8 protein-coding genes are annotated in these 12084 nt (G+C 73.0%); 2 read left to right on the forward strand and 6 right to left on the reverse strand.

What is annotated here, in order from left to right; translation table 11 throughout:
- The first annotated feature begins 124 nt into the window (after positions 1–124).
- Both ACFYZA_RS08455 and ACFYZA_RS08460 read left to right on the forward strand, forming a co-directional pair.
- The gene (locus ACFYZA_RS08455) at positions 125–1648 is read left to right on the forward strand and encodes a class I adenylate-forming enzyme family protein (RefSeq protein WP_388488524.1); all 1524 of its coding nucleotides are present in this window, start codon (positions 125–127) and stop codon (positions 1646–1648) included.
- 48 nt (positions 1649–1696) lie between these two features.
- Positions 1697–1960 (forward strand): phosphopantetheine-binding protein, encoded by a 264-nt coding sequence (locus ACFYZA_RS08460; RefSeq protein ID WP_382594830.1) that lies wholly within the window; start codon positions 1697–1699, stop codon positions 1958–1960.
- A 578-nt stretch (positions 1961–2538) separates the two neighbouring features.
- Here ACFYZA_RS08460 and ACFYZA_RS08465 read toward each other — a convergent pair.
- Genes ACFYZA_RS08465 through ACFYZA_RS08490 form a run of 6 tightly spaced genes read right to left on the reverse strand, consistent with a single transcriptional unit; the run spans position 2539 to position 12021 of the window.
- Complete coding sequence (locus ACFYZA_RS08465) at positions 2539–3705, reverse strand: nucleotide disphospho-sugar-binding domain-containing protein (protein WP_388488527.1); 1167 nt, start codon at positions 3703–3705, stop codon at positions 2539–2541.
- Positions 3593–5356, reverse strand: coding sequence for an MFS transporter (locus tag ACFYZA_RS08470; protein ID WP_382594824.1), 1764 nt, complete (start codon positions 5354–5356; stop codon positions 3593–3595). Before ACFYZA_RS08470 ends, ACFYZA_RS08465 begins: the two co-directional genes overlap by 113 nt.
- Complete coding sequence (locus ACFYZA_RS08475) at positions 5353–6522, reverse strand: glycosyltransferase (protein ID WP_388488530.1); 1170 nt, start codon at positions 6520–6522, stop codon at positions 5353–5355. The genes ACFYZA_RS08470 and ACFYZA_RS08475 overlap by 4 nt, the downstream gene beginning before the upstream one ends.
- On the reverse strand, positions 6510–7676 hold the full coding sequence (locus tag ACFYZA_RS08480) for a nucleotide disphospho-sugar-binding domain-containing protein (RefSeq protein WP_382594818.1): 1167 nt from the start codon (positions 7674–7676) through the stop codon (positions 6510–6512). Before ACFYZA_RS08480 ends, ACFYZA_RS08475 begins: the two co-directional genes overlap by 13 nt.
- Complete coding sequence (locus tag ACFYZA_RS08485) at positions 7664–10822, reverse strand: amino acid adenylation domain-containing protein (protein ID WP_388488532.1); 3159 nt, start codon at positions 10820–10822, stop codon at positions 7664–7666. The genes ACFYZA_RS08480 and ACFYZA_RS08485 overlap by 13 nt, the downstream gene beginning before the upstream one ends.
- Positions 10819–12021 carry a nucleotide disphospho-sugar-binding domain-containing protein gene (locus tag ACFYZA_RS08490; protein WP_388488535.1) on the reverse strand — a complete coding sequence of 401 codons (1203 nt, stop codon included), beginning with the start codon at positions 12019–12021 and terminating at the stop codon, positions 10819–10821. Before ACFYZA_RS08490 ends, ACFYZA_RS08485 begins: the two co-directional genes overlap by 4 nt.
- Positions 12022–12084: the final 63 nt, after the last annotated feature.

Consider the following 12084-nt stretch of genomic DNA (forward strand, 5'->3'; position numbering starts at 1 on the left):
AACCCGCAGGGTGCTGGGTCCCCGGCCCGCAGGGCCGGCTTCCACCGACGCTCGATCCGAGGTCGAGGCCACCCCCTCACGCTCGGGTGACCACCATCCGTTCCGATGACCACGAGGTTGCTGGATGACGACTCAGACGCTGGTTGCCGCGGACACCGGCACCGACACCGTCCACGGACTGCTCGCGGCGGCCGTGGCCGCCCGGCCCGACGCCCCCGCCGTGCGCGACGCCTCGGGCGTGTGGACCTACGCGGAACTGGACGCCTGGTCACGGGCGTACGCCGACTGGCTCACCGCCCAGGGTGTGGGACACGCGGACCGGATACTGGTCCGCGTCGGCAACACCCGCGAATTCACCGCCCTGATGTTCGGCGCGCTCCGCCGTGGCATCGCCTTCGTGCCGGTCAATCCGGCCATGAAGCGGTTCCACCTGAACACCGTGGTGCCGGACTGCGACCCCGTCCTCGTGATCGGACAGGGCGCCGAAGACACCGCGATCCTGCGGGAGCTGACGGACCGGCCGGTCTTCGAGCTCGACGAGGTGCGCCGCGGGGCGCAGGAGCTGTTCGACGCCACCGCGCCCGCCGCCGACGAGCCGGGCGCCGGCCCGGACGACCTGGGCCTGCTCATCTACACCTCGGGCTCCACCTCGGCGCCCAAGGCCGTGGTGAGCACCCACGCCCCGATCGTCTTCGCGGCCCGCGCCATCCAGGCCCGGCTGAACTACCGCGAGGACGACGTCGTCCTGGTGGCGGTGCCGGTCTCCTTCGACTACGGGCTCTACCAGATCCTGCTGTCCGTCATCGCGGGCGCCCAGGTCCTGCTCACCTCGCCGGACCGCCACGTACGGCTGCTCGGCACCCTGCACGAGCACCGGGTCACCGTCGTTCCGCTGGTGCCCTCGCTCGGCGAGATGCTGCTCACGCTGGCCCGGCGGGACCGCCGCGAGGCGCCCCCGGTACGGCTCTTCACCAACACCGGCGCTGCCCTGACCGGCCCCGTCATCGCCCAGCTGCGGGACGCCTTCCCGCACGCCCAGGTCTCCCCGATGTTCGGCACCACCGAGTGCAAGCGCATCACCGTGCTCGAACCGGACGGCGACATCGCGCGCCCCGGCTCGGTCGGCCGCGCCCTCGACGGCACCGAGGTGCTGATCCTGGACGACGACGGACGGCTCCTGCCGGCCGGCACCGTCGGCGAGATCTGTGTGCGCGGACCGCACATCATGACCGGCTACTGGCAGTCCCCCGAGCAGACCGCGCTGCGGTTCCGCCCCGACCCCGTCACCGGCGAGGTCACCCTGCACACCGGCGACTACGGACACCTCGACGCCGACGGGCACCTCTACTTCGAGGGCCGCCGCGACGACCTGTTCAAGCGCAAGGGCGTCCGCATGGGCACCCTGGAGATCGAGACGGCCGCCCTGGACATCGAGGGCGTCACGGCCGCCGCCGCCCTGGCCCCGGCCGAGGGCCACGACCTCACGCTGTACGCCGTCACCGACCTGACGGCCGACGAGGTGCTCGCGCAGCTGACGGAACGCCTGGAGGCCGCCAAGGTCCCCGCCGCCTGTCACCTGCTCGACGCGCTTCCCCTCACCCCGAACGGCAAGACCGACAAGCAGCGCCTGCGCCGCGATCAGAAATGACCGGCTCCCCGAGCCATCAACTCCGCAATCCTGTAAGGAGATTCAGCCATGACCACCACTGACGTCTCGTGGGACGCCGGCTTCGCACAGCTGCTGACCTCGGTCCTGCCACGGGTCACCGCTCCGCTGGACCCCGCGCTCGACCTCAAGGCCGTCGGCCTCGACTCGATGGCCACCATCGAGCTCCTGGTCCGCCTGGAGGACCAGTACGACGTGGAGATCCCCGAGGACAAGCTCACGGCCGCGACCTTCGCGACCCCGGGTGCGCTGTGGGCGGTCCTCGCCGCGCAGCGCACCGCCGCGCACGCCTGACCCGCCGCACGAGTTTCCGCCGAACCATCCAACCCCCCACCCATACACGTCCTTTGGAGGACACCATGAGCCACCTCATCATCGGTCTCGCCGTCACCGTCGTCGTCTGCCTCGTCGTCAAGTTCGGCGGGGACGCGCTCAAGAAGCGCCGCGGCTAGTCCGTACGGATGCCGGCCCCGGAGGGGCCCGTCGACCATGCCGGTCGGCGGGCCCCTTCCGCGTGCGGCGGGTTGCACCGGCGGAGCCCCGGGGTTCCGCCCCAGACCCCGGGCGGGGGCTCCGCCCCCTGCACCCCCGTTCGCGCCTGAACGGCGCTCGTCCTCAATCGCCGGACGGGCTAGGTATGCCTGCACTGGCCAGCACCAGTACTGCCAGGGGGCGCGGGGAACTGCGCGAGCAACCACGCACGGTCCGCGGACGGAAACGGGGTTGGGGGCGCGGGGAACTGCGCGACCAGCCACGCACGGTCCGAGGACGAAAACGGGGTCAGGGGCGCGGGGAACCTCGCGAGCGGCCCCGGGGCGCATGGGTAAGGGCCCCTGCCGGTGTGGCAGGGGCCCAAAGGGCCGCGGGGCGGATCAGGCGGCAGCCAGTCGCTCCAGATCCCCCACCACCCGCGCCGGACTCGGCATCTCCGCCATGTCGGCCCGCAACTCCCGCGCACACTTGAGGTAGCGCGGGTCCTCCAGAACGTCCCGGATCGCCTCGCGCACCTGGCCGGGGTCGTTCTGCGGGGCCGCCTCGCCGAGGACCCGGGCGGCGCCGGCCGCCGCGAGCAGCTCGGCCGAGGCGAACTGGTCGACGATCTGCGGCAGCACCACCTGGGGGAGCCCGAACGCGCACGAGGTGAGCGTCGTGTTCGCGCCGCCGTGGTGGATGACGGCGTCGCAGTCGCGCAGGAACAGGTTCAACGGGACCGGCTCCACCACCCGTACATTGGACGGGACTTGACCGAAGCCCTCGTGGAAGGCGCCGTCCGCCGTCACCACGGCCTCGACGTCCTCCAGGCCCTCGAAGGCCGCGATGATCGAGCGGTACAGGCCGGTGCCGTTGAGCACCAGGGTCTGGCGGCCGAGGCAGACCACGACCCGGCGCACCCCGTCGGCGGCCGGCCGGTGCAGCCAGTCGGGCACGGTGCCGGTGCCGTTGAACGGGACGTAGCCGATCGGCGCGCCCGGCGCCGCGCTCGGGTGGTGCAGCGCGGGCGGGCAGGGGTCGAGCAGCAGGGTCGGGTCGGGCAGGCCGTCGAGGCCGAGCCGCTCGGCGGTGCCGTACAGGAAGTTGCGCGCCGAGGTGCGCGAGGGGCCGCTCAGCGGGTCGACGCCCCAGCGGTGCTGCACCGACGGAATGCCGAGCGCGCCCGCGACGAGCTGGCCCGCCAGCTCCATCTGTTCCGAAACGATCAGATCGGGCCCCCACTCGCGGGCGAACTCCAGGTAGGAGCTCACCAGATAGCGGGCGTGGGTCTCCCACAGCTTGGTCGTGCCCGCCATCTTCTCCGGCGGGGTCGGACCCATCAGCTCCAACGGGCGTACGCCGTCCGGGAGATGGCGTTGCAGGACGTCAAGGCCGTGGAAGCGGTCGCCGATGTCGACGGCCGAGATCCCGGCGGCGCGGGCCGCGTCCGTGACGTCAGGCTGCGCGGCGACCATCACCTCGTGACCCGCTCCCATCAGCGCCCAGGCCAGCGGCACCATCGGGGTGAAGTGGGTGGGGAAGGGGGTGCTCAGCATCAGTACGCGCATCGACTTCGTCCTCCTCGGACGTGGGGGCGGCCGGGACGGCCTCTTCGGTGGCCTCTGCGGCGGAGGCTTCGGCAGGACTTTCGGCGGAGCCGTCGCCGGACAGCGCCGCGGTGTTGACGTCGACGTCCTTCATGAGCAGCGCCGTGACGAGGGCGAGGAGCAGCAGCCCGGCGGCGGTCAGGAGCAGCGTGGACGTGGCGTGGGCGAAGGCGTCCGTCACCAGGTGGCGGCGGACCGCGTCGAGCCCGGCGAGCTGCGCCGCGGCGGCGTCCGGGTCCTTGACGCCGGCGGCTCCGGCGGCCGAGGCGAAGCGGGCGCTGAGCACCGCGCCCAGCACGGTGCCACCGATGGTGGTGCCCAGCATGGTCGCGAACCGCGAGGTCGTGGTGACCACGCCCAACTGGTCCGCGGAAGCGGCCGACTGGGTCATGAACAGGGCGATCTGGGTCACGCCGCCCAGGCCCACGCCGAGCAGCAGGAGCAGCAGGTCGAACTCCCAGACGGGAGCGTCGGCGACGGTCAGGCCGAGCCCGGCGACGGCGGCCGCCGCCGTGGCCGTGGTGGTCACCAGGACCGCCTTGCACTTGCCGGTACGGGTGATGATCCTGCCCCAGCCGAGGAAGACCAGGACCACGCCGACGGCGAGCGGGATCAGATGCAGGCCGACCGCGTCGAGCGAGACGCCCCGCACGATGTTCAGGTAGTTGATGAGGAACACCGGCAGTGAGAGCAGCGCGAAGCCGCCCACGAACTGGAGGATGGCCGCGGGCCGGAACACCTTGTCGGTGAACAGGGTGAGCGGCATCAGGGGATCGGATGCCTTGAGCTGCCGGGCGACGAACGCCCCGGCCATCAGGAGGCCGCCGTAGAAGTAGGGCAGCACCGGCCCGGAGAACGAGTTGTGCTCCCCGTACGCCTTCACGCCGAGCAGCAGCGCGCAGGTGGCTGCCGCGATGAGGACCGAGCCGAGGATGTCGACCTTCTGCCGGGTGCCCTTCACCGGGAGGCGCAGCGCCCAGGCGACGCCGGCCAGGGCGAGGCCCGCGAGCGGCACGTTGAGCAGGAAGATCCAGCGCCAGGACAGGTTCTCGCTGAGCGGTCCGCCGATCATGGGCCCGGCGATGATGCCGGCCGCGATGAGCGCGCCGCCCGCGTTGGAACGTCCGGCCCGGGACTTGGGCGGGTACAGGGTGGCGATCACGATCAGCGTCATGCTCATCAGGCCGCCGCCGCCGAGCCCCTGTACCGCGCGGAAGACGATCAGCTGGGTGAGCGAGTGCGCGGTCGCGCACAGCGCGGAGCCCGCGAGGAAGGTGCCGAGCGCGGCCAGATAGATGCGGCGCGGCCCGTAGCTGTCGCTGAGCCTGCCGTACAGCGGCTGCGCGGCCGTCGCGGCCAGCAGGTAGGCGGTGATCAGCCAGGGGAAGCGGTCGATGCCGTGTGCCGGGTCGAGGTCGCGCACGATCGGCAGGACGGCCGAGGAGATGATCGAGCCGTCGAGCAGGGCCAGGGTCATGGTGGCCATCGCGCAGACGATGAACACCAGGACCTGGATGTCGCTCATGCCGTTCGGGTTGGGCTTCTTCTCCTTGGCGCCCTCCTGGGGCGCCGCGTCGCTTCCGGTGACTTCGGCGCTCACGTCGGTGCTCACGCGAGGACCTCCTGACGTGTCGTCAATTCATTGAGCAGGGTGACCGCTTCGGCCGCGGTCGGCATGTTCTGGGTCTCGGAGCGCAGGCGCTGGGCGCCGGCGCGGTAAGCCGGGTCGGTGAGCAACTGGTGCACTGCGGAGGCGAGTTCGGCGTCGCTGTTCTGCGAACCGGCGCTGTCCAGGCTGATCCCCGCGTCCGCCGCCGCGACCCGGTCGCCCGCGACGAACGTCTCGTCCAGCTGCGGAAGGACCAGCTGCGGGATGCCGAGCGCGGCGGCGGCGAGCGTGGAGCCGGGTCCGCCGTGGTGGACCACGAGGTCGGCGCCGGGGAACAGCAGCCCGGGCGCGGTCTCCGCGGTGTACGTCATGCCCTCGGGCAGTGCCCCGATCGTGGCGCGGTGCTCGGGGGCCGCCGAGACGACCGCCTCCACGCCCTCGGCGGCGGCCAGCGCGTCCAGGACCCGGCGCAGCAGCGGGGCGCCGTCCAGGTCCAGGGTGTAGCCGCCGAGCGCCACCGCGACCCGGCGTCCGGGCGCGGCCGTGTACGTCCAGGGCGTGCCGTCGCCGGTGTGCGGCTCGGGGCGGATCGGCCGGGCGGGGGGTGCGTCGGTGGCGGCGAGCGAGGGCGGCGCCGGGTCGAGGACCAGGTCCGGCTCCGGCACGGAGTCCAGGCCGAGCCGCTCGCACAGCGGGCCCAGCCACATCCGGGTCTGGCCGAGCATGAACTCGCTGGTGGGGGCCACGCCCCAGCGGTGCCAGACGCTCGGGACGCCGAGCACCTTCGCGACGACGGGACCGGCGAACTCCATGTGGTCGCCGATCACCAGGTCGGCCCGCCACTCGCGGGCGAGTTCCAGGTAGTCGTACAGGAAGTAGGGGGCGTGGTTGCGCCACATCTGGGCGGCACCGTCGATCTGCTGGGCCGGCGGGCGGCCCACCACCTCGATGGGGCGCAGGCCCTCGGGGCGCCGGCCCCGGCGCAGTTCGCTGTAGTGGAAGGCCTCGCCGAACGTCGCGGTCGCGAGTCCCGCGGCCGCGGCGGGTCCGGTCACGTCGGGCTGCCCGGCGACGAGCACCTCGTGTCCCGCGCCGGTGAGCGCGCGGACCAGCGGCAGCAGGGGCAGGAAGTGCGTGTCGACGGGGGTGGCGATGATCAGTGCGCGCATCGGAGGTTCTCCAGGTCACGGACGACGGCGGCGGGGCTCGGCATGGCGGCCATGGTCTCGGCGAGGACGGTGGCGCCCTTGGCGATCCGCTCCTCGGCGAGCAGGGTGCGCACGGCCTCGGCCACCTGGGCCGGGTCGTTCTGCGCCTCGGCCGTGCGCAGGGTCAGACCGGCGTCGGCGGCGGCCAGCAGGTCGCCGCCCTCGAACTGGTCGACCAGCTGCGGCATGATCAGCTGCGGTACGCCGAAACTGGCCACGGCGAGCAGGGTGTTGGCGCCGCCGTGGGTGACCACCGCGTCCGTCTTGTCGAGGAAGCCGTTGAGCGGGGTCGGCGGGATGATGGTCACGTTGGACGGGATGGTGCCGAGCTCGTCGACGAACTCCTCCTGCACCGTCATCACCGCGTCGGTCTCCGGCAGGTCGCCGAAGGCCTGGACGATGCCCCGGAACATCGGGAGCCCGCCGAGCGAGATGGTCTGGCGGCCCATGGTCACGCAGACCCGGGGCTTGTCGCCGCGATGGCGCAGCCAACCGGGCACGGAGCCGGTGCCGTTGAAGGGGATGTGCCGGATCGGCGCCCCGGCGGGCGCGCCCGCCACCAGGAGCTGCGGCGGCGCCGGGTCGAGCAGCAGATCGGGCTTGGGCAGGCCGCCCTCGATGCCGAGCCGCTCACAGGTGCCCTGCAACAGGTCCTCGGCGGTGGCCCGCATCAGGTGGCTCATCGGGTCGACGCCCCAGCGGTGCGAGACCACCGGGATCTTGTGGACGCCGCCGATGAGGCAGGCGACCCAGTCGAATATCTCCGAGATCACCAGGTCCGGCTTGAACGCCTCGGCGACTTCGAGGTACTTGGGCGCCATGTAGCGGGTGTGCAGGACCCACACCCGGGAGCCGATCATGGTCATCTTCGGGGTGAGCGGCCCGACGATCTCGATGGGCCGCTTGTCCGGCGGCAGCGGCGGGCTGAGCAGGTCCCTGCCGAAGAACTGCCGTCCCACCGAGACCGTGTTGAGACCCGCCGAACGGGCCATCGGGATGATGTCGGGCTGGCCCGCGACCAGGACCTCGTGCCCGGCGCCGCGCAGCGCCCAGGCCAGCGGCACCATGCAGGTGAAGTGGGTGGACTCGGGGCTGCTCAGGATCAGTACACGCATGAGGTGTCCTTGGAGGTGAGGGGAGCGGCGAGGGGCGCGGCCGGTTCGGCGGGACCGCGGCGCAGACGCTCGGTGTACGCGGTCACCACCCGGTCGGCGATCTCGGCCGGGATGCGGTCGGTGCGTACCGAGGCGGTGATCAGGGCGCCGTCCGCGGTGGTGCGGACGTCCAGCTCCAGCTCGGTGAACATGGTGGGCGCGCCGATGCGCGACAACTGGGTGGTGCAGTCGGCGAGTTCGAGGCGGGGGTCCGGGTCGTCCTGCATCAGGAAGCTGGGCATCGGGCGCAGCGACTCGCCGCCGCCGGTGAGCACCACGGTCCTGGCCAGTTGGGCGCCGCCGGTCTCCTGGGCGGCGAGCGCCTCGTCGACATGGGTGACGGCGCGCTCCAGGAGACCGGAGCCGTCGTCCTTGTGCGGCGGCCAGAAGCGCAGGAAGAGCAGATCGACCCGGCAGCTGACGGCGGAGGCGAGCACCTCGCTGCCGCGCCGGGCCACCGGGACCTTGACCGCGATGTCCTCCTGGCCGGTCAAGTCCCGCAGAACGAGCCCGAATTGGGCGGCGAGCAGCGCGAAGCGGGTGGTGCCGAGGGTCCGGGCCCGCTCGTCCCAGCGGGCGAGTTCGGCGCTGGTCACGGTCAGCGCGGGGGAGTGGCCGGGCCCGGCGTTGAGGTCGTTGTCGACGCGGCCCGGCAGTTCCAGGGGCTCCTGGAGCTCCAGATGGTCCTCCCAGTACTCGGCCTGCGCCGCCAGGTCCACCCGGGCGGTCACCCTGCGGTGGTCGGCGGACACCTCGGCGAGCGTCGCGGCGGGGGCCGGGTACTCGGGGGCACGGCCCGCGCTGCGGGCCGCGTAGGCGAGGGAGAGGTCCCGCGCGAGCACCGTCTCGGAGGCGCCGTCGAACGCCACGTGGTGGGCGACCAGGCCGAACAGGGTGCGTCCGGTGTCCTGCGCGCGCACGGCGGCGGACCGCCACACCCGGGCGTCGCGCACGGCGAGCGGAGTGAGCGCCGCCGCCAGCCAGTCCTGGGCCGCCCGCTGCTCGTCGGCCGCGTCGGGGAGCAGCAGCACCTCGGCATCGGTTGGGACCTGCGGCACCACCGCGTACCCGATCTCGTTGTCGCGGATCAAGTACCGCGCGTGCAGGGCCTGGTGGCGCAGATGGACGTCGCCGGCCGCGAGGCGCAGTGCGTCCAGGTCGACCGGCCCCTCGATCCACCAGGTGATCCGGCACAGACCGCCGAGCCCGTCCTTGTCGTGGGCGGCGGCGAACAGGAAGCCGGACTGCTCGGGCGGCAGCAGGATCTCGCCGGGCTCGAGACCCGGCACCGGGGCGTCGGCCGCCTCGGCGGAGCGCGCGGTGGCGTCCAGCCAGGCGGCGAGCCCGCGCACGGTCGGGGTGCGGAAGATCTGCGAGGGCTGGACGGCCGCGCCGAGCGTCGCGTCCAGGTGCTGGCAGAGCCGGGCCGCCTCCAGGGAGCTGCCGCCGAGCTCGAAGAACGAGGTGTCACCCGGCACCCGGCCGAGGTCGAGCACCGCGCGGAACCCGTCGGCGACCAGCGCCGACGTGCCCTCGAACGACTCGGCCGGCACCTCGGTGCGCTCCTGCTCCGGGCGGACCCGGGCGGCCAGCTCACGCCGGTCGATCTTGCCGTTCGCCAACTGGGGGAACACGTCCAGGAGATGGACCCGGCGCGGCACCAGATATTCCGGCAGGAGCTCGGTGAGCCGCTCGCGCAGTTCCTCCGGCCCCGTGCCGTGCCCGCCGTGCGTGTAGAACAGGGCGAGCCCGTGGTACGAACCGTCGGGCTTGGGCATCGGCACCACCGCGGCGCCGGTCACCGTGGCCACCCGCTCCACGGTGCGCTCCACCTCCGCGGGCTCGATCCGGTGCCCCCGGATCTTGATCTGGCGGTCGCCGCGGCCGGTGTAGTGGAAGACTCCCTCGGCCGACCGGTTGCCCAAGTCGCCCGTCCGGTAGAGGCGTTGGGTGCGGCCCTCGATCTCGGCCTCGACGAAGACGGCCTCGGTCAGCTCGGGGTCGCCGAGGTAGCCGCGGGCCAGGCCGGGGCCTGCCAGGCACAGCTCGCCGGTCTCGCCGGGGGCGCACACCCGGGTGCCGTCGAGGACGTACACATCGGTGTGCGCGAGCACCCGGCCCAGCGGGATGCCGGCCGGGTCGTCGCAGTCCTCGGGGCGTATCGCGTGCGCGGTGACGACCGCGCCGCACTCGACGGGCCCGTACACGTTCACCAGGCGGATGCCGGGGTGCTCGGCCAGGAAGGCGCGGACCCGGGTCGGGGCGGCCCGCTCGCCGCCGATGGACAGCCACTTCATCCCGGCGAAGGCGCCCACATCGGTGGTGACCAGCATGTTGAACAGCTGCGTCGTCATGAACGCGCCGTTCACGCCCTCCTCGGCGATCAGCGCGCGCAGGGTGCGCGGCACCAGGACCGTCTCGTCGAGCAGCACGGTCGTGCCGCCGGTCAGGAGCATGCTCCAGCAGTCCAGGGTGAAGCCGTCCCAGGTCGGGGGAGCGGTCTGGGGCATCACGGTGCCGGGGCCGAGCTCGGCGTAGAAGGCGCCGTCGAACAGGCGCACCGCGTTCTCGTGGCTGGACACCACGCCCTTGGGCGTACCGGTGGAGCCGGAGGTGAAGAACACCGAGCAGGCGTCCGTGCCGGTCACCGCGACCGGGGCGGGCCGCAGGCCGCGCGCCGCGGTGAGGCGGAGGTCCTCGGCGGGCGGTGCCCACACCGGCACGGACCAGTCGCCGGCCGTGGTGGTCACCAGGAGGGGTGCCTCCAGCTGGCCGATCACTCCCTCGATCCGGTCGACGGGCCAGCGGGCGTCCAGGAACGAATAGGCGGCCCCGCACTTGAACAGCGCGAGCAGGACCGCGATCAGCGGGGTGCCGCGCTCCATGAGCACCGGCACGAGATGACCCCGGCGCACCCCGTGGGCCTGGAGCAGCGCCGCGTAGCCGTCGGACGCGGCGTCGAGTTCGCGGTAGGTGACCGCGACTCCCCGATGGGACAGGGCCGTTGCCTCCGGGAAGCGGCGGGCCGCGTCCTGGAACAGGCCGTGCATCGTCTCGCCCCGCACGAAGCGGTTCGTGCCCGTCGTGGGCTCAAGGAGTACGGTCATCGTCTTCCTGTCTCCTCAGGTGTGGGTACGTCCGTGCGACCGGCTCTCACGCACTCCTCCAGGAAGCCCACGAGCTGGTTGGGGGTGGGCATCCGGTCGGTCTCGGCCCGCAGCGCCTCGGACCGCTCCCGGTACGAGGGCCGCGTCAGGAGGTCCTGGACGGCGGCTCCCACCGCGCCCTCCTCGGCGTCGGCGGGCAGTGCGGTGCCCGCGCCGGACGCGCGCACCAGATCGGACCAGTGCTCCTGGAAGGCGTTGCGCGGAAGGAGCAGCTGGGGAAGTCCGTGGGTGACCGCGATCAACCCGCTGCCGACGCCGCCGTGGTGGACGAGCGCGTCGCAGTGCGCGAGCAGCACGTCCAGCGGGAAGGACTCCACCATCCGTACGCCGTCGGGGAGCCGGCCGGTGTTCGCCGCCTGCTCGGGCGTGACCGCGAGGACCACGTCGGTGTCCAGGGCGAGCAGCGAGCGGACCACGTGGTCGCGCACCTCGTCCAGGGCGCTGGTGGTCACCCCGCCGGTGACGCACACCAGCGGGCGGCCCGAGGGGCGCTCCGAGCGCAGCCAGTCGGGCAGCGCCGCGGGCCCGGCGAACGGGACGTAGCGCATGTTGGCGCGGCGCACCCCGTGCGGCGGGCGCAGGCCCGGCGGGCACGGGTCGATCCACACCGAGGGGCCCACCACCGGGTCGGCGCCGAAGCGTTCGAAGAGCTTGGCGTAGGAGGGGCGGAGGTCCGCCTCGCTCTCGCAGTGCACGCCGAGCGAGACGCCCCAGGTGTGCCCGACGGCCGGCACCTTGACCGCGGCGGCGGCCACCAGGCCCGCGGCGGCCGCGGTGTCGTGCACCACGATGTCCGGGCGCCAGAAGCGGGCGAAGTCGACGAGGTCGTCGGTGAGGGTGTCGGCGACGGCGATCATCTTCTCGATGAGGGCCTCGCTGAGATCGGCGTCGAGCACCGCCGCGGACTCCGAGCCGGCCTTCAACCTGCCGGGTCCCAGGCCGAGTTGGCGGGCCGCGACGGCTCCCGCCGCCGCTTCGTCACCGACGGGCACGGCCACCAGACCGGCCCGGGTCACGGGGGCCACGCACTGGGGCCGCACCGCCACCCGTACCTCGTGGCCCGCAAGGCGGCAGGCCCAGGCGAGCGGGATGATCCAGGGGACATGGGCCGGGCCGTGCCCCACGAACAACACGCGCATTCAGTTGCCTCACTCCATCGCGTACGGTCAGTGGCAGGGCAAGGGTGGGGGCACCCGCTCGAA

The organism is Streptomyces sp. NPDC001828 (genome assembly GCF_042892175.1).
In the GTDB taxonomy this organism is placed as follows: Bacteria; Actinomycetota; Actinomycetes; order Streptomycetales; family Streptomycetaceae; genus Streptomyces.

Bases quoted from the DNA above. Each gene is read 5' to 3' on its own strand.
- ACFYZA_RS08455 (WP_388488524.1), top strand. From the start codon at position 125: ATGACGACTCAGACGCTGGTTGCCGCGGACACCGGCACCGACACCGTC.
- ACFYZA_RS08465 (WP_388488527.1), bottom strand. From the start codon at position 3,705: ATGCGCGTACTGATGCTGAGCACCCCCTTCCCCACCCACTTCACCCCG.
- ACFYZA_RS08490 (WP_388488535.1), bottom strand. From the start codon at position 12,021: ATGCGCGTGTTGTTCGTGGGGCACGGCCCGGCCCATGTCCCCTGGATC.
- ACFYZA_RS08460 (WP_382594830.1), top strand. From the start codon at position 1,697: ATGACCACCACTGACGTCTCGTGGGACGCCGGCTTCGCACAGCTGCTG.
- ACFYZA_RS08475 (WP_388488530.1), bottom strand. From the start codon at position 6,522: ATGCGCGCACTGATCATCGCCACCCCCGTCGACACGCACTTCCTGCCC.
- ACFYZA_RS08480 (WP_382594818.1), bottom strand. From the start codon at position 7,676: ATGCGTGTACTGATCCTGAGCAGCCCCGAGTCCACCCACTTCACCTGC.
- ACFYZA_RS08485 (WP_388488532.1), bottom strand. From the start codon at position 10,822: ATGACCGTACTCCTTGAGCCCACGACGGGCACGAACCGCTTCGTGCGG.